24 protein-coding genes are annotated in these 22,302 nt (G+C 67.9%); 12 read left to right on the top strand and 12 right to left on the bottom strand.

What is annotated here, in order from left to right:
- The first annotated feature begins 124 nt into the window (after positions 1-124).
- Positions 125-3,703 (top strand): discoidin domain-containing protein, encoded by a 3,579-nt coding sequence (locus tag EV653_RS24290; protein WP_134105985.1) that lies wholly within the window; start codon positions 125-127, stop codon positions 3,701-3,703.
- A 263-nt stretch (positions 3,704-3,966) separates the two neighbouring features.
- Positions 3,967-4,479, top strand: a complete 513-nt coding sequence (locus EV653_RS24295; RefSeq protein WP_134105986.1) for a hypothetical protein — start codon at positions 3,967-3,969, stop codon at positions 4,477-4,479.
- Positions 4,480-4,632: 153 nt separating this feature from the next.
- Here EV653_RS24295 and EV653_RS24300 read toward each other — a convergent pair whose 3' ends face one another.
- The 3 genes from EV653_RS24300 to EV653_RS24310 all read right to left on the bottom strand — a co-directional run bounded on the left by EV653_RS24300 (position 4,633) and on the right by EV653_RS24310 (position 7,478).
- Positions 4,633-5,052, bottom strand: coding sequence for a MarR family winged helix-turn-helix transcriptional regulator (locus EV653_RS24300; RefSeq protein WP_134105987.1), 420 nt, complete (start codon positions 5,050-5,052; stop codon positions 4,633-4,635).
- 53 nt (positions 5,053-5,105) lie between these two features.
- Positions 5,106-6,947 carry an asparagine synthase (glutamine-hydrolyzing) gene (gene asnB / locus EV653_RS24305; RefSeq protein ID WP_134105988.1) on the bottom strand — a complete coding sequence of 614 codons (1,842 nt, stop codon included), beginning with the start codon at positions 6,945-6,947 and terminating at the stop codon, positions 5,106-5,108.
- Between the two features lie 90 nt (positions 6,948-7,037).
- Positions 7,038-7,478 (bottom strand): hypothetical protein, encoded by a 441-nt coding sequence (locus tag EV653_RS24310; RefSeq protein ID WP_134105989.1) that lies wholly within the window; start codon positions 7,476-7,478, stop codon positions 7,038-7,040.
- A 49-nt stretch (positions 7,479-7,527) separates the two neighbouring features.
- Between EV653_RS24310 and EV653_RS24315 the strand changes: the two genes are divergently transcribed.
- A complete protein-coding gene (locus tag EV653_RS24315) occupies positions 7,528-8,040 on the top strand; it encodes a DUF402 domain-containing protein (protein WP_134105990.1) in 513 nt (170 codons plus the stop codon).
- A 127-nt stretch (positions 8,041-8,167) separates the two neighbouring features.
- Here EV653_RS24315 and acs read toward each other — a convergent pair whose 3' ends face one another.
- The gene (gene acs, locus EV653_RS24320; RefSeq protein WP_134106756.1) at positions 8,168-10,102 is read right to left on the bottom strand and encodes an acetate--CoA ligase; all 1,935 of its coding nucleotides are present in this window, start codon (positions 10,100-10,102) and stop codon (positions 8,168-8,170) included.
- A gap of 262 nt (positions 10,103-10,364) precedes the next feature.
- On the opposite strand from acs, the gene EV653_RS41305 reads away from it, so the two are divergent.
- Positions 10,365-10,505: a hypothetical protein gene (locus EV653_RS41305; protein WP_166679539.1), complete on the top strand. Its 141-nt coding sequence runs from the start codon at positions 10,365-10,367 to the stop codon at positions 10,503-10,505.
- Positions 10,506-10,507: 2 nt separating this feature from the next.
- Here the strand turns inward: EV653_RS41305 and EV653_RS24325 are convergent, their stop codons facing one another.
- Both EV653_RS24325 and EV653_RS24330 read right to left on the bottom strand, forming a co-directional pair.
- Entirely contained in the window at positions 10,508-10,951 is a 444-nt protein-coding gene (locus EV653_RS24325) for a MarR family winged helix-turn-helix transcriptional regulator (protein WP_134105991.1), read from the bottom strand.
- Between the two features lie 56 nt (positions 10,952-11,007).
- Positions 11,008-11,361: a winged helix-turn-helix transcriptional regulator gene (locus tag EV653_RS24330; protein WP_202871806.1), complete on the bottom strand. Its 354-nt coding sequence runs from the start codon at positions 11,359-11,361 to the stop codon at positions 11,008-11,010.
- A 71-nt stretch (positions 11,362-11,432) separates the two neighbouring features.
- Between EV653_RS24330 and EV653_RS24335 the strand changes: the two genes are divergently transcribed.
- Genes EV653_RS24335 through EV653_RS24345 form a run of 3 tightly spaced genes read left to right on the top strand, consistent with a single transcriptional unit; the run spans position 11,433 to position 13,301 of the window.
- Entirely contained in the window at positions 11,433-12,023 is a 591-nt protein-coding gene (locus EV653_RS24335; protein ID WP_134105992.1) for an NAD(P)-dependent oxidoreductase, read from the top strand.
- Between the two features lie 45 nt (positions 12,024-12,068).
- Positions 12,069-12,743, top strand: coding sequence for a sugar isomerase domain-containing protein (locus tag EV653_RS24340; RefSeq protein WP_134105993.1), 675 nt, complete (start codon positions 12,069-12,071; stop codon positions 12,741-12,743).
- Positions 12,744-12,749: 6 nt separating this feature from the next.
- Positions 12,750-13,301 carry an AAA family ATPase gene (locus EV653_RS24345; RefSeq protein ID WP_134105994.1) on the top strand — a complete coding sequence of 184 codons (552 nt, stop codon included), beginning with the start codon at positions 12,750-12,752 and terminating at the stop codon, positions 13,299-13,301.
- Between the two features lie 27 nt (positions 13,302-13,328).
- On the opposite strand, the gene EV653_RS24350 is transcribed toward EV653_RS24345, so the two are convergent.
- Positions 13,329-14,087, bottom strand: a complete 759-nt coding sequence (locus tag EV653_RS24350) for a GntR family transcriptional regulator (protein ID WP_134105995.1) — start codon at positions 14,085-14,087, stop codon at positions 13,329-13,331.
- 201 nt (positions 14,088-14,288) lie between these two features.
- Between EV653_RS24350 and EV653_RS24355 the strand changes: the two genes are divergently transcribed.
- Positions 14,289-15,236 (top strand): glutathione S-transferase family protein, encoded by a 948-nt coding sequence (locus tag EV653_RS24355; protein WP_134105996.1) that lies wholly within the window; start codon positions 14,289-14,291, stop codon positions 15,234-15,236.
- On the opposite strand, the gene EV653_RS24360 is transcribed toward EV653_RS24355, so the two are convergent.
- On the bottom strand, positions 15,229-15,810 hold the full coding sequence (locus EV653_RS24360; RefSeq protein ID WP_134105997.1) for a TetR/AcrR family transcriptional regulator: 582 nt from the start codon (positions 15,808-15,810) through the stop codon (positions 15,229-15,231). The two genes, EV653_RS24355 and EV653_RS24360, sit on opposite strands and share 8 nt — an antisense overlap.
- 49 nt (positions 15,811-15,859) lie before the next feature.
- On the opposite strand from EV653_RS24360, the gene EV653_RS24365 reads away from it, so the two are divergent.
- Positions 15,860-16,546 carry a haloacid dehalogenase type II gene (locus EV653_RS24365; protein WP_134105998.1) on the top strand — a complete coding sequence of 229 codons (687 nt, stop codon included), beginning with the start codon at positions 15,860-15,862 and terminating at the stop codon, positions 16,544-16,546.
- Here EV653_RS24365 and EV653_RS24370 read toward each other — a convergent pair.
- Positions 16,528-17,817 (bottom strand): SLC13 family permease, encoded by a 1,290-nt coding sequence (locus EV653_RS24370; protein WP_134105999.1) that lies wholly within the window; start codon positions 17,815-17,817, stop codon positions 16,528-16,530. The two genes, EV653_RS24365 and EV653_RS24370, sit on opposite strands and share 19 nt — an antisense overlap.
- Positions 17,818-17,833: 16 nt before the next feature.
- Positions 17,834-18,280, bottom strand: a complete 447-nt coding sequence (locus EV653_RS24375; RefSeq protein ID WP_238160039.1) for a CBS domain-containing protein — start codon at positions 18,278-18,280, stop codon at positions 17,834-17,836.
- A gap of 249 nt (positions 18,281-18,529) precedes the next feature.
- Here EV653_RS24375 and nhaA point away from each other — a divergent pair, with 249 nt between their 5' ends.
- The 3 genes from nhaA (at position 18,530) to EV653_RS24390 (ending at position 21,147) form a co-directional block, all read left to right on the top strand.
- Entirely contained in the window at positions 18,530-19,744 is a 1,215-nt protein-coding gene (nhaA, locus tag EV653_RS24380) for a Na+/H+ antiporter NhaA (protein WP_134106000.1), read from the top strand.
- 54 nt (positions 19,745-19,798) lie between these two features.
- Positions 19,799-20,242, top strand: coding sequence for a phage holin family protein (locus tag EV653_RS24385; protein ID WP_134106001.1), 444 nt, complete (start codon positions 19,799-19,801; stop codon positions 20,240-20,242).
- A gap of 80 nt (positions 20,243-20,322) precedes the next feature.
- Positions 20,323-21,147, top strand: coding sequence for an alpha/beta fold hydrolase (locus tag EV653_RS24390; RefSeq protein WP_238160041.1), 825 nt, complete (start codon positions 20,323-20,325; stop codon positions 21,145-21,147).
- On the opposite strand, the gene EV653_RS24395 is transcribed toward EV653_RS24390, so the two are convergent.
- Both EV653_RS24395 and EV653_RS24400 read right to left on the bottom strand, forming a co-directional pair.
- Positions 21,104-21,799 (bottom strand): hypothetical protein, encoded by a 696-nt coding sequence (locus tag EV653_RS24395; protein WP_134106002.1) that lies wholly within the window; start codon positions 21,797-21,799, stop codon positions 21,104-21,106. The genes EV653_RS24390 and EV653_RS24395 overlap by 44 nt on opposite strands.
- A gap of 1 nt (position 21,800) precedes the next feature.
- Positions 21,801-22,295 carry a SigE family RNA polymerase sigma factor gene (locus EV653_RS24400; RefSeq protein ID WP_134106003.1) on the bottom strand — a complete coding sequence of 165 codons (495 nt, stop codon included), beginning with the start codon at positions 22,293-22,295 and terminating at the stop codon, positions 21,801-21,803.
- Positions 22,296-22,302 lie beyond the last annotated feature (7 nt).

The following is a 22,302-nucleotide window of genomic DNA, read 5'->3' on the forward strand; positions in this document are numbered from 1 at the left end:
CGTTGACGCCTGCGTGATGGTGCCGTAACAATGAGCCATCGTCGCGCAAGAAATTAGCAAGGGAGCGAAAGTTTTGAACTCCCGCGCGGCAGCTCTTCCCTGACCCGCCCACCAGGAGAGGCCCATGCGTATTCCGAGATGGCGGTTGCTGACCGCCTTGCTGGCTGCGAGTCTCGCGGCGGCACCCCTCGTCCGACCGGCGCCCGCCGCACAGGCCGCCGTACTCGCCGGACCGAACCTCGCCGCCGGCAAAGCCGCCTCGGCCAGTAGCAGCACCCAGACCTACGTCGCGTCGAACGTGACCGACGGCAACCAGAGCAGCTACTGGGAGAGCGCCAACAACGCGTTCCCGCAGTGGGTCCAGGTCGACCTCGGTTCGTCGGTCGCGACCAACCAGGTCGTGCTCAAACTGCCGACCGCGAACTGGGGCGCCCGCGACGAGACCCTCGCGGTCCAGGGCAGCGTCGACGGGCAGAGCTTCACCGACCTGTCGGCGTCCGCGGCGCGCACGTTCAGCCCGCCGAGCAACACCGTGACGGTCGACTACGGTACGGCGACCACGCGGTACGTCCGGGTCCGGATCACGGCGAACACCGGTTGGCCGGCCGGGCAACTGTCCGAGCTCGAGGTCTACGGACCGGCGACCGGTGACACCCAGGCTCCCACCGCCCCGGGTGGCCTGGCCTTCACCGAGCCCGGCGCGGGCCAGATCCGCCTCACCTGGAACGCGTCGTCCGACAATGTCGGCGTCACCGGGTACGACGTCTACGCCAACGGTCAACTGCGGACGAGCGTGGCCGGCAACGTGCTCACGTACACCGACAACCAGCCGGCCAACGTCTCGGTCTCGTACTTCGTTCGCGCAAAAGATGCTGCTGGCAACCAATCGGCGAACAGCGCGGTCGTGACCCGCAACGGCAGCGGCGGCCCGGGCAGCAATCTTGCGCTGCACAAGCCGATCACCGCGTCCGGATACACGTTCACCTACGTGCCTGCGAACGCGAACGACGACGACGTGACGACGTACTGGGAGGGCAATGCCAACCCGGCGACGCTGACCACACAGCTCGGTGCGAACGCGGATCTCAGCTCGATCGTGGTCCGGCTCAACCCGGACCCGGCGTGGGGTCCTCGCACTCAGACCTTCTCGATCCTCGGTCGCGAGCAGAGCTCGTCCACCTTCACCACGATCGCTGCGTCCGCGTCGTACAACTTCAACCCGGCGAGCGGCAACAGCGTCACGATCCCGGTCAGCGCGCGGGTCGCCGACGTACGGCTGAACTTCACCGGGAACACCGGCGCACCGGCCGGGCAGGTCGCCGAGTTGCAGGTGCTCGGCGTACCGGCACCGAACCCGGACCTCACCTTGTCGGGCGTCAGCTGGACGCCGACGTCGCCGGTCGAGACCGACGCGATCACGGTCCGCGCGACGGTCAACAACGGCGGTACGGCGGGCTCCGGGGCGACCGACGTGAACTTCTACCTCGGGAACACCAAGGTCGGTACGGCGGCAGTCGGCGCGCTCGCGGCCGGGGCGTCGACGACGATCAGCGCGTCGATCGGAACGCGCGACGCGGGGTCGTACGCGTTGAGCGCCAAGGTCGACGAGGCAAACACGGTGATCGAGCAGAACGACGGGAACAACACCGCCAACGCTTCCGGGCCGCTGGTGGTGACGCCGGTCGCGAGCTCCGACCTCGTCGCGTCGGCGGTCAACTGGACGCCCGGCAACCCATCGGCGGGCAATTCCGTCGCCTTCTCCGTTGCTCTACGCAACCAAGGCAGCGTCGCCTCTGCGTCTGGTGCGCACGGGATTACGCTGACGGTACTGAACGGGTCGTCGGTGGTCACGACGTTGACCGGTTCGTACAACGGTGCGATCGCGGCGGGCGCGACCAGCTCAGCTGTTGCTGTTGGCAACTGGACCGCGGCGAACGGGCGTTACACCGTGCGCGTGGTGATTGCAGACGACGCCAACGAGCTGCCGGTGAAGCGGACGAACAACACGAGCGACCGGCCGCTGTTCGTCGGTCGTGGCGCGAACATGCCGTACGACCACCTGGAGGCCGAGGACGCCTCGGTCGGCGGCGGCGCGACCGGCATCGGCCCGAACCGGGCGATCGGCGACCTGGCCGGCGAGGCGTCCGGCCGGCGTGCGGTGACGCTCAACTCGAACGGCTCGTACGTCGAGTTCACCACGCGGGCGTCGACGAACACGCTGGTCACGCGGTTCTCCATGCCGGACTCCGCAGCCGGCGGCGGGCAGAGCTCGTCGATCAGCGTGTACATCAACGGCAGCTTCGCGAAAACGTTGCCGCTGACCTCGAAGTACGCCTGGTTGTACGGCGCGGAGGCGTCGCCGAACAACTCGCCCGGATCAGGGCCGGCGCGGCACATCTACGACGAAGCCAACCTGATGCTCGACCAGACGTATCCGGTCGGGACGAAGATCCGGTTGCAGAAGGACCCGTCGAACGGTTCGACGTACGCGATCGACTTCATCGACACCGAGGCCGTCACGGCGATCCCGAATCCGGGCGCCGGGTATGTGACGCCGGCCGGCTTCACGCAGCAGGACGTGCAGAACGCGCTCGACCGGGTGCGGCAGGACACCACGCTGCAGGGCGTGTATCTGCCGGCGGGTGACTACCAGACTTCGTCGAAGTTCAACGTCTACGGCCGTGCGATCCGCGTCGTCGGCGCGGGGCCGTGGTTCACCCGGTTCGTGGCTCCGCAGAACCAGTCCAACACCGATGTCGGGTTCGACGCGCAGTCGTCGGCGAACGGGTCGACGTTCAGCGGATTCTCGTACTTCGGGAACTACGACAGCCGCAACGACGGTCCGGGGAAGGTCTTCAACTTCGCGGGTACGTCGAACATGACCATCGACAACATCTGGGTCGAGCACCAGATGTGCCTGTACTGGGGCGCGAACACCGACAACTCGGTGATCAAGAACTCGCGCATCCGGGACACGTTCGCCGACGGCATCAACATGACGAACGGATCGGCCGGGAACACCGTCAGCAACAACGACGCACGGTCGACCGGTGACGACAGTTTCGCGCTCTTCAACGCCACCGACAACGGCGGCGGCGAGGTCCGGGACAACGTCTTCGAGAATCTGTCCGCGTCGCTGACGTGGCGGGCGGCCGGCTTCGCGGTGTACGGCGGGACGAACAACATCTTCCGAAATCTGTACGCGGCGGACATGCTCACGTATCCCGGGATCACGATCAGTTCGCTCGACTTCGGCATTCCGATGAACGGTTTCGGTGCTACGCCGCCGACGGTCTTCGAAAATGCCTCGGTGGTGCGGTCGGGTGGGCATTTCTGGGGTAATCAGGCCTTCCCCGCGGTGTGGATCTTCTCGGCATCGAAGATCTTCCAGGGGATTCGCGTCAATGATCTCGACGTCGTCGATCCGACGTACAGCGGAATCATGTTCCAGACCAATTACGTCGGCGGGCAACCGCAGTTCCCAGTCGCGGACACCGTCTTCACCAACACGACCATCTCCGGAGCACGCAAATCCGGCGACGCCTTCGACAGCAAGTCCGGCTTCGGAATCTGGGCCAACGAACTCCCCGAACCCGGCCAAGGCCCGGCCGTAGGCTCCGCCACCTTCAACAACCTGACCCTCACCAACAACGCAGTAGACATCCAGAACACAACCACCACCTTCACCCTCAACCGCAACTAACCCTGCAGGAGCCGCCGGAGGACTCACCTCTCCGGCGGCTCCCACCTGCGCGGACCGGGCTCGTCCACCGTCCGGTGAGCTGCCCGCCCAACTTCCAAGGGATTCTCTATCCCGAGGCAGCACCACCATAACGCCTTGATTTACGTGCGACGGGCGCATTTCCCAATCTGCCCCAGGTTGCCCCGAGATGCCCCGGTGTCACGCTCGACGATCAGTCCGCACACGTGTGAATCTCGACCCTTGCCACTCAACAAGGCGGGGAAATGCCAATCCACGTGTTCGTCGACGAGAACAAGACTCGGGGATTCCTGATGGTTGCCGCTCGGTGCCCATCAGGTGATGTCGCGGTCAACCGCAAGGCGCTCCGCGGCCTGCTACTGCCCGGACAGGAACGCCTGCATTTCAGGCACGAGACCGATGCGCGCCGCAAGCAGATCCTTGACGTCATCGCCGGGCTACACCTGATGGTCGACATCTATGCGACCGAGCGAGAGACGCTCGCCAACAGGCGACGCTGTCTCGAGGCCATCGTTCGCGACACGGCAGCTGACGCGGAGCGCCTCGTCATCGAGCGGGACGAGTCGACGATTGCGAGGGACCGAGAGACGCTGCATGCCGCATGCCAGCGCTTCGAGTGCTTCGAACTTAGGTGGGAGCTGATGGTGCCGAAGCTGGATCCACTGCTGTGGGTGCCCGATGCCATCGGGTGGGCGTGGGCTCGCGCAGGACACTGGCGCCGCACAGTGGCGACGTTCAGTGGCCTGCGCGACCTCTGAAGAAGCGCGAGACCCGGCTCACCGACCGTCCGGATGGCTGCCGGGTCCACTTCAAGGGACTCTTCTGTCCACGAGCAAGATCAACTGTAGCGGGAAGTTGCGGTTGTGGGAGTGGCTTTCTGTATCTGCCCCCGGATGCCCCGGGAAACCCCGTTACAGGTCTTTGGTTATTCGGGAGAGGGCTTGGCCGGCTTTGAGGACCAGGGCGCGGTCGGTGTCGTCGAGGCGGTTGAGGAGGTGGGAGAGTTCGTCGGCGGCCTGTTGGCCGGAGGCCTGGACTGTGGCGGCGCCGGCTTCGGTGAGGACCACGGCGGTTGCGCGGCCGTCGACCGGGTCCGGCTCGCGGCGGACCAGGCCCGCCTCTTCCAGCGCGGCGACCGTCGTGGTCGCGGTGGGTTGCGAACAGGGGACCCGGGTGGCGATCTCGCCGATCCGGATCGGTTGCTCGTCGGCGATCAGCATCAGCGCCAGGAACTGCGTCGGGTGCATGACCGTGGTGGTCCTGCTCCGGCGCAGGTGTCTGACGATCCGGTGCATGCTCACCAGGAGTAGCAGAGTCTCCGCCGCCGCCATGTCGATCACCTCCGAGGGGAAGCGCCATCCTGGCACAGCCTGCCAAACAACTCCTACAGCGAGAGCCTGATGTCGGGGTGATACAGGTCGATCCAGGTCGCCAGCGACAGCGTCTGCTCCAGCTGCCGCCGCGCCACCCCATCCGCGGACCGCGCCGCCTGATCGACGCCCTTGCGGTCCACCAGCTCGAACACCGGATGCCGATCCGCCACCAGCTCGCGGACCTGGCCCGCCAGCGCCTCGACGTACGCCGGATCCTGCGTCTGCGGGTACGGCGACTTGCGGCGGTCCACCACCGACTGCGGAAGTACGTCGCTGGTCGCCGCCCGCAGCAGGCTCTTCTCGTGCCCGTCGAACGTCTTCATCGACCACGGCGTGTTGTAGACGTACTCGACCAGCCGGTGATCGCAGAACGGCACCCGCACCTCGAGCCCGACCGCCATGCTCATCCGGTCCTTGCGGTCGAGCAGGATCCGCACCATCCGGGTGAGGTGCAGGTAGCAGACCTTCCGCATCGCCCACTCGTCGTCGGACTCACCGTCGAGCCGCTCGACCTCGCGCACGGCCTCGGCGTACCGGTCCCGCAGATGACCGCCGAGATCGAGCTGCCTCAGCACGTCCTTCCGGAGCGCGTGGACCTGACCGGGCTGCCGCCGCGACAGCGTGTAGGCGATCCACGGGAACATCGGCCGGTTCCGCACCTCGGGGTCGTGGAACCACAGGTACCCGCCGAACACCTCGTCGGCCGACTCGCCCGACAGCGCGACCGTCGACTGCTCCCGGATCGCCGCGAACAGCAGGTACAGCGAGTTGAAGATGTCCCCGCCGAGCGGCGCATCGTTCGCCCGCACAACCTTCCGCCGGATCTCCGGATCCGTCAGCACGGCGTTGTCCAGCACGATGTCGGAGTGCTGCGAATGCACCAGATCCGCGACGTCATGCACGTACGGCGTGTCCGGCGTACCGCGGAGCTCGGTCGGCTGGAAGTTCTCCTCCTGACCGACGAAGTCGACCGCGAAGCTGCGGACCTTCTTCCCCTCCTCCGCCAGCTGACCGGCCGCGAGCGCCGTGATCGCGCTGGAGTCGAGCCCGCCCGACAACAGCACACACCGCGGTACGTCGGCCACGAGCTGCCGCCGCGTGATGTCGTCGAGAAGCTCGCGGATGTGCGCGACCGACGTGTCCTGGTCGTCGGTGTGCTGCCTGGTCTCCAACCGCCAGTAAGCGTTGCGACGGATGCCGGCACGATCGACGGTGACCACAGTGCCCGGCTCGACCTCGAACATCCCGGCCCACAGCGACTTGCCGGGCGTCTTCGACACCGTCAGCAGCTCGCGCAGGCCCTCGGCCTCGACGACGGCCGGTACGGCGGGATTGGCCAGGATCGCCTTCGGCTCGGAACCGAACAGCACGCCGTCCGCGGTCGGGTAGTAGAAGAACGGCTTGATGCCCATCCGGTCGCGGACCATCACCAGGGTCTCGGTCCGCGGGTCCCAGATGGCCAGCGCGTACATCCCGTTCAGCCGCTCGGCGAACGCAGTACCCCACTCGACGTACGCACGAAGTACGACCTCGGTGTCGGAGTCGGTCGTGAACGCGTGCCCGCGGCGGCGGAGCTCGTCGCGCAGCTCGGTGTAGTTGTAGACCTCACCGCTGTAGACCATCCCGAGCGTGATCGTGCGTCCTTCGTGGACGACCTCGGTGGTCATCGGCTGCTCCCCGCCGGGGAGGTCGATGACCGCGAGTCTGCGATGCCCGAGCGCGACATGCCGCGCGTACCAGGTGCCTCTCGCGTCCGGCCCGCGACACGACATCGTCTCGGTCATCGCGTCGACGGCCTCCCGCTCCGCGCCGAGGTCCTGCCGGTACGCCACCCACCCGGTGATGCCACACATACGGTCGCTCCTCTGCCTCGCGAGATGCATTCCTCCCCAATGTATTTCTCGCGATGAGTGACACAAGCGATCGTTTCTGTGACCAAGCTCTCAGAGGTGTACTGCGAGCACGCCCAGCGCGAACGCCGCTCCGGCCAGCGCCAGCATCGTCGTCGCGAGGACGATCAGCCGGCGCTGGAGTGCGGGCAGCTCGGCCGCGGTGGCGAATACGCGCTGCGGCCAGTGGCGCCAGGAGACGTACCAGAAGATGCCGGTCGCGATCAGCAGTAGCAGGCCCTTGACCGCGTGGATCCACCAGTCGTGGTGGTCGATCAGCAGCATCGCAAGCCCGGTGACGGCGATCGCGCCGATCAGCCCGACCACCTTCCACCGGTTGCCCGAGGCAATCACCGCGGTGAGCTGCTCCCGCCCGTCGCTGTCCGCCCCGAAGTACCGCTTGAGCTTCGGCTGCACCACGAACAACGAGTACGCCATCCCGCCGACCCACGCAGCCGCCAACCCCGCATGAATGATCGCAAGCACCGCCGTCACCCCCCGACGGTAATCCCCACCCAGGGTCCTCCCGTGAAAGAGTCACGCGGTGGATGACATCCAGGTGTTCCATAGAAGCGGCCAGTGGTGCCCCGGCCGGCGGGTCGGGGACGTTGTCGCCTACGACGTCAAGATCCTGCCCAAGTACCAGGTGCCCGGCCGCCCCACCGTCGACCGCAGCTACCTACTCCTCAACGAGGGCATCCAACTGACCAAGCCGGCCGTCTTCGAGGGCCCGGTCGAGGGCTGGTGGTACGTCGACCTCGTCGAGATCGACCACACCGACACCGGCCTGCTGGTCCGCGACCTGTACGTCGACCTACTGATCCCACCGGCCGCAAATCGCTACCAACTCCTCGACCTCGACGAATTCGCCGACGCCCTCACTGCCGGCCAGATCACCCCGATCCAGTGCGCCACCGTCCTCCACCAAACCCAGCAGTTCATCAACCGCTACCTCCGCGGCCCCGAGGAAGGTCCCAGCGGTCCTCAGTACCAGTTCCCGCCGACCGCCGTCACGACTCTCGAGTCCCTGCGGTCCTTCCTCGACCCGCCCGCCTGACGCTCTGCCGCCGAGTCGTGGGAGATGGTCCGCGGTGGGTTTGCCGAGTCGTGGATTGCGGTCCGTTTCGCGGACCTGGATCCACGACTCGGCTGCCGGGCCGGGAGGTTGCGGATGGTGGAGCGGGTCAGTCTTCGTCGGATTTGCCGGCGGCGAGGTTGGTTTTGATGAGGTCCATGACGGTGGAGTCGGCGAGGGTGGTGACGTCGCCTACCTCGCGGTTTTCGGCTACGTCGCGGAGGAGGCGACGCATGATCTTGCCGGAACGGGTCTTGGGGAGTTCGGAGACGACCATGATCTGGCGGGGCTTGGCGATCGGGCCGATTTCCTTGGCTACGTGGTTGCGGAGCTCCTGGACCACGTCGGGGCCGCCGTCACCAGCTTCGGAGCGCAGGATGACGAACGCGGCGATCGCCTGACCGGTGGTCGGGTCGGACGCACCGACGACGGCGGCCTCGGCCACCTTCGGGTGCGAGACCAGGGCGGACTCGATCTCGGTCGTGGACAGCCGGTGCCCCGACACGTTCATCACGTCGTCGACGCGGCCGAGGAGCCACAGGTCGCCGTCCTCGTCCTTCTTCGCGCCGTCGCCGGCGAAGTACACGCCCGGCCAGCGGGACCAGTACGTGTCGATGAAGCGCTGGTCGTCGCCCCACAGCGTCCGGAGCATCGCCGGCCACGGCTTGGTGATCACGAGGTACCCGCCGGACCCATCAGGCACCGAGTTTCCCGCGTCGTCCACCACGTCGACCGACACACCCGGAATCGCCCGCATCGCGGCGCCCGGCTTGCCGGCGGTCACACCAGGCAGCGGCGAGATCATGTGCATACCGGTCTCGGTCTGCCACCACGTGTCGACGACCGGCGCCTTGTTCCCGCCGATGTTCTCGCGGTACCAGATGTACGCCTCGGGGTTGATCGGCTCGCCGACCGATCCGATCACCCGCAGCGTCGAGAGGTCGAACTTGGCCGGGATGTCCGCGCCCCACTTCATGAAGGTGCGGATCGCGGTCGGGGCGCAGTACAGGATCGACACCTTGTACTTCTGCACGATCTCCCACCAGCGGCCCTGGTGTGGGGTGTCCGGGGTGCCTTCGTACAGCACGGAGGTGGTCGCGTTCGCGAGGGCGCCGTACACGATGTAGCTGTGGCCTGTGACCCAGCCGATGTCGGCGGCGGTCCAGTACACGTCGGTGTCCGGCTTGAGGTCGAAGACACCCCATTGCGTGTACGACGTACCGACCAGGTAGCCGCCCGTCGTGTGCAGGATGCCCTTCGGCTTGCCCGTGCTGCCGGACGTGTACATCACGTACAGCGGGTGCTCGGCGTCGAAGGCCTCCGGCGTGTGGTCCGCGGACTGCTTGCCGACGAAGTCCTCCCACCACAGGTCGCGATCCTCAACCATCGCGGTCTCCTGGCCCGTGCGCTTCACCACGAGCACATTCCGTACGTCGGGGCAGTCCTCCAACGCGGCGTCCACGGCTGGCTTCAGCGCCGCCGGAGCGCCCCGGCGGTAGCCGCCGTCCGACGTGATCACGACGCGGGCGTCGCAGTCCAGGATCCGGTCCTTCAGCGCCTCGGAGGAGAAGCCACCGAAGATGACCGTGTGCGGGGCGCCGATCCGGGCGCAGGCCAGCATCGCGACCACGGTCTCGGGGATCATCGGCATGTAGATCGCGACGATCTCACCGGCCTGGACGTTCAGCTCGAGCAGCGCGTTGGCGGCCTTGCTGACCTCGTCCTTGAGCTGCGCGTAGGTGATCTCGCGGGTGTCACCGGGCTCACCCTCGAAGTAGTACGCAACCTTGTCGCCGAGGCCGTTCTCGACGTGGCGGTCGACGCAGTTGTACGCCGCGTTCAGCTTGCCGTCGGCGTACCACTTGGCGAACGGCGGGTTGCTCCAGTCCAGCGTCTCCGTCGGCTCGGTGGCCCAGGTGATGCGCTTGGCCTGCTCGGCCCAGAACCCCTCCGGGTCGGCCGCGGCCCGCTCGTACGCGTCGGCCTTGAGGTTCGCGTTCGCGGCGAGCTCGGCGGGCGGCTCGAAGCGGCGCTCCTCGTGCATCAGGTTCGACAGCGCGTCGGACTGCGCCTCGGGCTTGGGTGACTCTGCATTCGTCACGTCGACGACTCCTCATCGCTGGCTTCGGCGCGCCGGCGCGCCCGGTTACCTTTCTACCAACGCTGACCCTGCCACGGAACCGGTGTATCGCCGAGTCGTTTCGAATCTGCGCCGAACAGGACCAATTCCGGGTCGGGCGGAGCAGAAATCCGGCGTACGGCGGAACCATCGCGCCGGACCGTGCATCGGACCGGATGTGAACGCGATGCAGACCGACTCCCAGCCGACCCCCGTGACCGAGGAACGCCGGAAGATCTCGCGGGCCGCCCGCCGGCGGGTTCACGCTCGCGAACTGCGCGTACGCCGTACTCAACGGGCAGCCCGCGCCCAGTTGCCGAACGGGTAGTCCTACAGGTCCTGGTGATAGCCCAGGAGCTTGGTGAGGATCGTGGCCAGCCGGGCACGGTCGGTGGCCGAGAGCGGCGCGAAGATCTCCTCCTGCGCCTTGCCGACCAGGTTCGTGAGCCGCTTGTAGTGCCGCTTGCCGGCCGTGGTGATCGTGATGATGTTGCGTCGGGCATCGGTCGGGTCCGGGCTGCGTTCGACGTACCCGTCGCCTTCCAGCTCGTTGAGCGCGGCAACTACGTCGCTGCGGTCGATGCAACTACGCCGCCCGAGCGTCGCCTGACTGGCCGCACCGAACTCCACCAGCGTCGCGAGCAGCCGGAAGTGGTACGCCCGCGCACCCCCGGCAGCGAACGACTCGGTGACGATCCGGTGCGCCTGGGCCGCGCTCTGGGTCAGCAGCCAGCTCGGCAACTGAGTCAGGGCGGTCGGAGTCTGCTCGTCCACCCGGGCAGTGTAAGCGGAGACGGGTTCGTCGTCCGTGACCCCAGCGTTGGCCGCACCTACGATTCGCGCGCGTCCAGGAGCTCGTCCCAGTGGTCCTCGGCCCAATCGCAGAAGGCCCGCAACGGCTCGAGCAGGCTGCGGCCGAGGTCGGTCAGCTCGTACATGACCCGTCGTACCGGCGCGGCGTACTCTGTCCGCCGGACGAACCCGTCGCGCTCGAGCGCCCGCAGCGACTGCGTCAGCATCTTCGGGCTGACGCGCGCCAGCGGGACGCGCAACTCGGAGTACCGCCGCGGGCCGTCCTCCAGACAGCGCAGGACAAGGCCCGCCCACTTGTCGCCGCCGACCCGGAGGGGCAACAGCGTCGACGGGCAGATCTCCTCGAACATGTCCGCTCTCAACGCCTCCACGCTCACCACGGTATCCAATCGGTAACCACGCCCCCGCCTACGGTCGCCGTACCTAGTTCAAGGAGGTTGCGGTGAGCAAGATTCTGGTGATCGGCGCGCGGGGCCGAGCCGGTTCGGCGGCTGTGGAGGAGGCTGCTGGGCGGGGCCATGAGGTGGTCGGAGTATCGCGAACGGCAGGTGGCGGCGACGTGACGGATGCTGGGCGTCTCGCGGAACTCGCGGCGGGGTACGACGCGGTGATCGCGGCGGTGTACGACGGCTCGAGCGACCCGGGCGTCTTCTTCCCGGCTGCGGCGCGGGCGTTGGTCGAGGGGCTCTCGAAGGCCGGCGTGAACCGACTGGTGTGGGTCGGCCTGGCGTCGATCCTGCCGGCTGCCGACGGGACGTTGCTGATGGACACGGACGGATACCCGCGGGAGTACCGGTCGTTCTTCCGCGCACACCAGGCAGCGTTGGACGTGTTCACGGCGTCCGCGCTCGACTGGGTCTCGATCGCTCCGGCCGGGGACTTCGACCACGCCGATGCTTCCCGTCACGGTCGGTACCGCGTCGTGCCTGCGGATGCCGACGCGCGGATCTCGTACGCCGATCTCGCGGTCGCGCTCGTCGACGAAGTGGACCAGCCGGCGCACCACCGTACGGCGATCGGAGTAGTGGTCTAGACGGGCACCTCGCTGGTTCAGCAGCGTGGGCGATAGGTTCGGCGTATGGCTGGGGCTGAGGAGTACTTCGGTAAGGCGTTGGCGATCGCGCACCAGGCGGCCGAGACGCAGCTCGGGGCGATCCGGGTGGCGGCGGGGCTGGTCGCGGAGGCGCTTGCCGGCGGGAAGCGGTTCTGGGTGTTCGGGACCGGGCACAGCCACACGCTGGCCGAGGAGCTGTACGGACGGGCCGGCGGGCTGGCCGACGTACGGGCCATTCTCGAACCCGGGCTGATGCTGCACGAGGGGCTGCAGAAGAGCTCGCTGCTCGAGCGGCTGCCCGGGCTGGCCGCCGTACTGCTGGAGGTCAATCAGTTGGCGTCCGGCGATGTCGTACTGATCGCGTCGAACTCGGGGCGGAACGCCGTACCCGTCGAGTTCGCTCTGGGTGCACGCGAGCGGGGCGCGCAGGTGATCGCGCTGACGTCTCTTGCGCACACGACCTCCACCACGTCGCGGGCTCCAGGTGGTCAGCGGTTGTTCGAGACCGCGGACGTAGTGATCGACAACTGCGGCGTACCAGGTGATGCCCTGATCGAGGTTCCCGGCTCGCCGGAACTCGCCGGTGCCACGTCGGCGATGGTCGGCGCGATGCTCGTCCAGGCGCTGACCGTCGAAATCGTCACACGCTTGGCAGAGCGCGGCGAAACCCCGAACGTTCTCCGCAGTTTGAACGTCTAGGCAGCCATGAAGCAGTTTCTTCTGCAGATGTCCGGCCTTCCGGGATCCGGGAAATCCACGATCGCGCGTCAGGTCGGCTCAAGGTACGGCGCGGCCGTCGTGGATCTCGATGTGATCAGGAGCGCGGTTCTCGACGGCGGCGTATCGGTCGAGGCGAGCGGCCGGGTCGCGTATCCGGTCATGTATGAGCTGACGCGAAGCTTCCTGGCCCAAGGCTTCAGCGTGGTGATCGACAGCCCGTGCGGGTACGACGAGATTGTCACGACGGGCCGCGCGATCGCTGATGAGCGGGACGTCGCCTACAGGTACGTCGAATTGGTCACGGACGATCTCACGCTGATCGACGGCCGGCTGAGGACCCGGGTCCCGCTACGAAGCCAACGCCGAGCCATCAACTTGCACGCGATCGACGCAGGCGACACAGACCCCGACGGCCACCAGTTGTTCCAAACCTGGCTCCACCGAACCAAACGCCCATCCGAGGGCTACCTACAGGTCGACTCCGCACAACCAGTGGACCTCATCCTGACCGAGGTCCACTCCTACCTCGATCTCTAGCCCCTCCTACCTGGAGGACTCCGGTTCTCAGGTGGCGCGGTACGCGACGGTGATGTCGTAGCGGTCGGACCTGTAGACGGAGCGGCCGAATTCGATCACCTGGTCGGTGGCGGTGCGGGGGGCGACGGTGATGATGAGGCAGGGGGTGGAGTTGTCGATCTCGAGGAGTTCGGCGTCGCCGGGCTCGGGCGGGGCGGCGACGATCGAGGCGGAGACCATGCCGAGCGTCACGCCGTACCGGGTGGAGAGTTCGGTGTAGAGCGACTTCTCGGCGAAGTCGATCTCGTCGAGGCCGGGGTAGCGGTGCAGGGAGAGGGCGGTGCGTTCGATCGCCATCGGTTCGCCGTCGGCGGTGCGGAGGCGGACGAGGTGCAGGACGGGGGTGCCGATCGGCTCTTCGAGCTCGCGGGCGAGATCCTCGTCGGCGGCGCCGACGCGGTGTTCGAGGACCTTGGCGCCGGGCTGGATGCCGCGGTTGATCATGTCCTGGCTGAACGACGAGGCGAGCATCCGCGACGGGCGCGGCTCGGCGACGAAGGTGCCGCCACCGGGCCGGCGGTTGGCCAGGCCCTCGGCCACGACCCGGTCCACTTCCTGCCGGACCGTCATCCGGGCCACGCCGAAGCGCTCGGCCAGGACGCGCTCGGACGGCAGCACGGTGCCGACGGCCAGCGAGCGGGTGAGGTTCTCCAGAATCTCGCGAATCTGGTCACCCTTCGGACGATCGGTCCGCAGCTCGGTAGGGAGCTCGGCGAGATCGCCGGGGTTGTTCCGTGGGCGGGCCATGAGCTCAAGTATCCCTGGGAATCTGCCCGGCAAACCGGTTGCCGGGGTACGCGGGCCGCGGTCAGTCGTACCGCGCAAGACGCTCGCGACTACTTTGTCCCGAACGACCTTGTCAGCCCGACTGTAACGTCCAGTGCCGTCTCACGGCCAGTGACGATCCGCAGCCCCAGCCAATTCCCAGCGGGAGGTAGTTTTGTCGTTATGACCCCGGGACAGTTCGTGCAGGAGACGTCATCGGCCGGCGAATGGAAGCGGCAGGGCAACAGATTCACCGGCCGGATCACACGGGACTCGAGCTCCGCACCCGGTGAGGGCCCGGACGACCAAGGCCGTTGGCCGGTCGAGCCGGGGCGGTACCGGCTGGTCGTCAGCCTGGCCTGCCCGTGGGCGCACCGATCCGTCATCGTCCGCCGGCTGCTCGGCCTGGAGGACGCGATCAGTCTGGCGATCGTCGACCCGATCCGCGACGAGCGCGGCTGGCGGTTCACCCTCGACGCGGACGACACCGACCCCGTCCTCGGCATCAAGTTCCTCTCCGAGGCCTACCTGCGCACAGACCCGTCGTACGACGGACGTGTGACCGTGCCGGCAATCGTCGACACAAACACCGGCGACGTGGTCACGAACGACTACCCGCAGATCACCCTGGACCTGTCGACCGAGTGGACCGACTTCCACAAGCCCGGCGCCCCGCAACTGATCCCGCCGGATCGCGCGGAGATGGACGTCCTGATCGACGAGATCTACCGCGACGTGAACAACGGCGTGTACCGCTGCGGTTTCGCGACCAGCCAGGAGGCCTACGACGAGGCGTACGACGCCCTGTTCGCGCGTCTCGACGTCCTCGAGGAACGGCTGCAGGACCGTGAGTACCTACTCGGCGACACGCTTCGCGAGGTGGACATCCGGCTCTTCACCACACTGGTCCGCTTCGACGCGGTGTACCACGGGCACTTCAAATGCAACCGGCAGAAGCTGACCGAGTTCCCCAACCTCTGGGCCTACGCGCGCCGCCTGTACCAGCGCCCTGGCTTCGGCGAGACGGTCGACTTCGACCAGATCAAGCGGCACTACTACGTCACCCACCACAACATCAACCCGACGGGCATCGTCCCGAAGGGCCCCGATCCGCGCGTCTGGATCAGCTAGCCAGCGCAGCCAGCGCCGCGGTGACCGCCGACCTGAGCTGCGCCCGGGTCGCACCAGCTCGTGACCGCAGGTTCACCGCATACGCGAGCAGCGTCAGCAGCTCCGCCGCGCCCTCGACCTCGACCCCGGACCGCAACTCCTCGTTGCTCTGAGCAACCGTCAACGCGGCCGCCAGCGAATCCCGCAGTACGGCGTGATGCTCCGCGAGCACCGCCCGTACTGCGTCGGGCGGGTTCTCGGCGTTCGCATTCGCCATCATGCAGCCCCATCCGGCGTACTCCCCCGACAGCCGCAGTCGCAGCAACCGGTCGAAGAACGCGCGTACTGCGGCCAGCCCACGACCGTCCGCGGCCAACTGATCGAACATCGGCCGGGACCGGTGCTCGAGGTATCGACGGGCTGCCGCCGCATACAGGTCGTCCTTCCCGCCGAAGGCGTTGTACAGACTCGACCGGCTCAGCCCGGTCGCCGCGACCACGTCCTGGATCCCGGTGGCCGCGCTCCCACGACGCCAGAACAGCTGCTCGACGGTGGCCAGCGCCTCCGCCTCGTCGAAGTGTTTGACATCCGCCATACCTGGCATCTTATCTTGGAACGAACGATCCAAGATATGAGGAGTCGTGATGATCGACGTACTGGTGCTCGACGTCAACGAGACCCTGACGGACATGGAGCCGCTGCGGGACGGGTTCGAGGCGGTGGGTCTGCCCAGGCACAGCCTCGACGCGTGGTTCGCGGCGACGCTGCGGGACGGGTTCGCGCTGACCGCGGTCGATGCGTACGCCGACTTCCGCGAGCTCGCCGCCGAACTCCTGGAGGCACAACTCATCGCCGCCGGGATCGAGCCGAACGACGAGACCGTCACGCGCGTGCTGTCCGGCTTCACCCGCCTGCCGCTGCACCCCGACGTCGCACCAGGACTGCGCCGGATCCACGAGGCCGGCATCCGCATCATCACGCTGACGAACGGGTCGGCGGCGATGTCGAAGGAGGTCTTCGAGAAGGGCGGGATCATGCCGTTCCTCGAGCACCGCCTCGAGGTCGCCACCCCTCAGCGCTGGAAGCCGCACCCCGCCGCCTACCGCTACGCCGCCGAGGTGTGCGGAGCGCCCGTGGAACGGATGGCGCTCGCCGCGGTCCACCCGTGGGACATCGACGGCGCCCGGCGCGCCGGTCTCCAGGGGTTGTACATCGACCGCCGGAAGACGCCGTACCCGAAGTCATTCCTCGCACCGGACGTCGTCGCAGCCGACTTCGAAGCGCTGGCGACCGAGCTCACCGCGGATGGCCTTCAGGAGAAGGCGAAGTAGCGCAGCCAGAGGTACGGGGCGGCGACCAGGATCGTGATCGCGGTCATCACCACGCCCTTGCGGGTGAACGCCCAGAAACTGATCGGTGACCCGGCCCGCAGCGCCAGGCCGATCACCACGACGTTCGCGCTGGCGCCGACCGCGGTGGCATTGCCGCCGAAGTCGGCGCCGATCGCGAGCGCCCACCACAGCGCGTGCGCCTGTCCCGGATCGGCGATCCCTTTGGTCAGTTCCAGTACGACGGGACTCATCGTGGCGACGTACGGGATGTTGTCGATGACGCCCGACAGCACCGCGGAGACGACCAGGATCAGCATCGTGGCCAGGAGCGCGTGCCCGGAGATCACCGAGCCGAGCCGATCCGCGAGGTTCGCGATCACGCCGGTCTTCACGAGGGCGCCGACCATCACGAACAACCCGGCGAAGAACAGCAACGTCTGCCACTCGACCGCGGCCATGTAGTGCCGGGTCGGCACCTTCGAGATCAGCACCAGCACCCCGGCGCCGAGCAGCGCCACGATCGACGGCTCGATGCCGAGGAACGAGCGCCCGACGAAGCCGACGAACACGAACAGCAGCACGACTCCGCTCTTGATCAGCAGCGTGCGGTCCTCGATCGCCTCCCGCTCGTTCAGCCGCATCACGTCGTTCACCCGCTCGGGGTCGACCGCGAAGGACCCCTTGAACAGCCACGGCAGCACCAGGCAGAACACAACCAGCTCGATCACGACCAGCGGTGTGAGGTTCAGCAGGAAGTCGTTGAAGGTGAGACCCGACTTGCTGCCGATGATGATGTTCGGCGGGTCACCGATGAGGGTCGCGGCGCCGCCGATGTTCGACGCCATCACCTCGGCGATCAGGAACGGGACCGGGTCGATCCCGAGCCGGTCGCAGACCAGTAGGGTGACCGGTGCGAGCAGCAGCACGGTGGTCACGTTGTCCAGGAAGGCGGACGCCGCCGCCGTGATCAGGGTCAGCAGGATCATGATCCGCAACGGCGATCCCTTGGCCCGCTTGGCCGCCCAGATCGCGACGTACTCGAACACCCCGGTACGACGGAGTACGCCGACGATCACCATCATCCCGAACAGCAGGAAGACGACGTTCCAGTCGATGCCGGTGTCCGGGGAGTAGAACGCGTGCTCGGAGTCGGTCACCCCGAGCGCGAACAGCACCCCGGCCGCGCCGAGCACGGCGAGCAGCTTGTGCGTCCATTCGGTCGCGATCAGCACGTACGCGATCACGAACACCGTGATCGCGACGACCGTCATCCGGCCGTCCCGTGGGTCAGTGCGGAGTGACGGCCAGCTCGAGCAGGCGGGACGCGGTGACCGCGCCGAGGATGTGCCGGTCGCGCATGACGACCACGAGCGGGCTCCGCAGCCGCGCCATCACGGCGGCGATCTCCAGGATCGTGTCGTCGTGGTTGACGACCGGGATCTCCCGGGGTTCGTCCGGGAGCAGCTTGCGGACGGTGAGACCTGCCAGCTTGTCCGCGACCCGGTCGGCCAGCGATTCGTCGATCACCCGGGCCAGCGACGGGTCGTCCTGCACGTACGACGGGACGAGGAAGCGGACCACCTGCGAGGCCGGCAGCACACAGCACGGACTGCCGTCGGCCTGCGTCACGATCAGCCCGGGGAGCCGGTGCGACGCCAGCAGCTCGACCGCCTGCCGGGCGTCGTCGTCCAGCCCGACCACCGGGAAGTCCTCGGCCATCTGCTCTCCGTGCACGCTCGCAGCGTACGCCGGGTCCGCGGGGTCCGGTGGTGTCTCTCACAGGGCTCTGGCACCTCTCGGGCAGCTGCAGCGGACTCGCGCCCGGTGTGGGCACGAGTTTGCCGACCAGACTTCCCGGCGCACCGGGCCCAACCCTGCCGCAACAAGCCGCCACGGGCAAACACCAGCCGTTAGAATGTGGGCTGGTGCGCCGGGAAGTCTGGTCGGCATTCCGTCCGACCGACCCCGAATGAAGGGCCGTCCATGAGCGAGCACCCACGGATCCGGCAGCGAAAACGCGCCTTCCCGCGCATTCTCGGCCGCGAGCGAGCGTTCCTCGCCGAGACGTTGCGCGCCGAGACGACCGGCGGGCTGCTGCTGCTCGGGGCGGCCGTGATCGCGCTGGTCTGGGCGAACTCGCCGTGGCAGGACGCGTACCACCACCTCCGCGACGCCCGGCTCGGCCCGCTGACGGTCGAGGCCTGGGCGTCGGACGGCGCGCTGGCGTTGTTCTTCTACCTGGCCGGTGTCGAGCTGAAGCGTGAGCTGGTGGTCGGCACGCTGTCGAAGCTCACCGAGGCCGTCGTGCCGGTGGTCGCCGCCGTCGCCGGAATGGTGCTTCCGGCAATCATTTACCTGATCACGAACCTGATCGCGAAGGACGGCAAACCCAACGGCTGGGCGGTGCCGACCGCGACCGACATCGCCTTCGCGCTGGCCGTGCTGGCGATCGTCGGGTCGTCGCTGCCGAGCGCGCTGCGCGCGTTCCTGCTCACGCTGGCGGTGGTGGACGACTTCGGCGCGATCCTCGTCATCGCGGTGTTCTTCTCACACGGTTTCCATCTCCTCTGGCTGCTCGCCGCGATCGCCCTGATCGCGGTCTGGTACCTGCTCCAGCGACGTCGCGTCCGTACGCCGTTCCTCTACGTACCGATCGCACTGGCGACGTGGTGGTGCATGCACGAGTCCGGGATCCACGCGACGATCGCCGGTGTCGCGCTCGGCCTCGTCACCCGCGTGGTCGCCGATCCCGGTGAGGAGCACGCGCCGGCGGAGCGGATCGAGCACCGGTTGCGCCCCTGGTCCGCGGGTGTCGCCGTACCGGTGTTCGCGCTCTTCGCCGCGGGCGTGACGCTGAGCGGGACCGCCGTGCGACAGATGCTGACCGACCCGGTCGCGATCGGCGTGGTCGCCGGGCTGCTGGTCGGCAAGTCTGTCGGGGTGTTCGGTGGCTCCTGGCTGACCGCACGCTTCACACGGGCCGAGCTGAACTCCGACCTGGCCTGGCGAGACGTCGCCGCGGTGTCGGTGCTGGCCGGCATCGGCTTCACGGTCGCGCTGCTGATCGCACAGCTCGCCTTCGAAGGCGATCCCGCCCAGGTCGAGCGCGCCAAAGCCGCCGTACTGGTCGCCTCGGTGTTGGCCGCGTTGATCGCCGCGCTCCTGCTGGCTCGCCGAAACCGCGCGTACGCCGATTGACGGCGGGTACGGACTGTAGTGTCAGGCTACGGACACGTGGGAAGGAGTTTTGCGATGTCGATGGGGCAGAACGGGAACGAGCCCACGGTCGGCCAGCTTGTCGCGAATGCCAGCAAGGAACTGTCCAGCCTGGTCCGCAGCGAGGTCGAGCTCGCCAAGACCGAGCTGAAGAAGACCGCGGTCGCGGCCGGCACGGGCGCCGGGATGTTCTCGGCGGCCGGATTCCTGGCGCTGCTCGCGGTCATCCTGCTGAGCATCTCCGCGGCGTACGGACTGACCGCGGCCGGCCTGCACCCGGCCGTCGCGTTCCTGATCGTGGCCGGAGCCTACCTGCTGATCGCCGCGATCCTGGTGTTGATCGGGAGGCGGGCGCTGAAGAGCGCGAAGGGTCCGGAGCGGACGATCGAGACCTCGAAGCAGTCGGTCGAGGTGTTCAAGGCGATCGGCAAGGGCGACGAGGAGCACGCGGCCTTGCCAGAGTCGGGCGTACGGCGCTGAGCCCGGCGGGAGTCGTCGACCTGCTGGTCGACGGCCCCTGGTCGCACTCACTGGTCGCGGCCAACGGGGCCCGGTTCCATGTGGCCGAATGCGGCGCGGCCGACGACCCACTGGTCCTGTTCCTGCACGGCTTTCCCGAGTTCTGGTGGGCCTGGCGCCACCAACTGCCGGTCGTCGCGGCCGCCGGCTATCGCGCGGTGGCGATGGATCTGCGCGGGTACGGCGCCAGCGACAAAACACCCCGCGGCTACGACCCGTACACCGCCGCAGCTGACGTCTCCGGCGTGATCCGCTCCCTCGGTTCGACCGACGCCGCAGTCGTCGGGCACGGCTGGGGTGGCTTCATCGGCTGGTCGGCCGCAGTCCTGGCGCCCCGGCAGGTCCGTGGGCTGACCGCCGTGTCGGCGCCGCATCCGCTCGTGCTGGCCCGCGCTGGCCGGGCCAAGGCGTTGAGCCGGACGGCCTGGTTCCAACTGCCGATCTTCCCGGAGCGGCGGCTGCTGGCGCAGGACGGCATCCACATCGAACGCCTCCTCCGCGCCTGGGCCGCGCCGGACGGCACCTTCCCCGACGCGGAGGCGTCTCGCCGCTACCGCGCGGCGCTCCAGGTGTGGCCGGCGCCGCACTGCGCCCTCGAGTACCACCGCTGGTTCGCCCGCTCCCGGCTCCGTCCGGACGGCCGCAAGTACACGAACAAGATGCGTACGCCGGTCGCCGTACCCGTGCTTCAGGTCCACGGCGCGCAGGACTCCGCCGTCTCCCCCACCGCGACCACTCCGCCGAAACTGGTCGCCGCACCCCTGCGCCACGAGCTGATCGCTACGGCCGGCCACTTCCCCCACGAGGAGACACCGGACCTGTTCAACAGCCTGGTCGTGGACTGGCTGAAGTCCTTAGCGGCGTAGGACAGCCGCCGACAGGCTCGACACCCTCCGGATAGCCGATCGTCCCGGTGACCTTCCAGACCCCGTCGACCTTCTCGATGCGGTAGTTCGGCAGCCAGCCGCGGCCACAATCGTAGAAGATGCTGACGGCAACCTCCTGGTGATCTCCCTTGTCGACGATCGAACCCACCGTGACGGTCGCTACCCGCCGGCCGTCGCAGGAGTTTCCGGAGTCCCGGCCGTCCCAGACGATCGGCGCGACCGGCGCGACCACCTGCTCGATCCGCTTCCGGTCCTGGGCAGTCATCTTCACGACGGGGGTCGGGGTCGCCTTCGGCGGAAGGGACTGCGGGCGATCCCCCGGCCCGTACACCTCGATCGACTGCCATCCACCGGCCGGAGCGAACTTCCGCGCGATGGTGACGATCGCGGCGCCCCAGATGTCACCCGGCTCCGGGGCGGTCGCCACGGGTGGCGCGGGATCCGGCCGGTCGGCACGGTGCACGCCGTACAGAACGCCCGCGAGTACGGCGAGGATGGCGGCTGCGGCGAGCAGGACCGGGCCAGGGTTGCGGCGTTTCGTCGCCTCAGGCAGGTGATCGGCCAGGGTCTCCCGGTCCGCGAAGGTTTCACGGAGGAGGTCGCCGAGCTCTTCATCGGTCAGCTTGGCCATGTCAGGCCTCCTCTTCGGGCAGACGATCGCGGAGCGTTGCCAGGGCTCGGGCGGCGTTGGAGCGGACGGTGCCAGGCGTGATGCCGAGAACGTCGGCGATCTCGCTGTCCGGTAGGTCCTCGTAGTACCGCAGAACCAGGACAGCACGCTGTTTGCGGGGCAAGCCGGACAGGAGTTGCCAGGTGGCGTCGCGTTGGGCCTGACGGGCGCTGATGTCCTCGGTGGTCGGCTGCTCGACAGGCTCGGCGAGCGGTACCTCGCGGTTCTTCAGCAGGCGGCGCCAGCTGAGGTACTCGTTCACCACCATCGTGCGGAGGTAGGCCTCAGGGTGTTCGAGCGCACCGATCCGGTTCCACCGGCGATGTGCGCGCGTGAAGACCGTCTGGACCAGGTCCTCTGCGCTGTGCACACTGCCGCTCAGCATCAGCCCGAGCCGCAGCAGCCGGCGTTCGCTCGACTGCACCAGCTCATCGAAGGGGAGCGACCTCGTCGTCACCGTCACA

Source organism: Kribbella pratensis (assembly GCF_004365355.1).
Lineage (GTDB): Bacteria > Actinomycetota > Actinomycetes > Propionibacteriales > Kribbellaceae > Kribbella.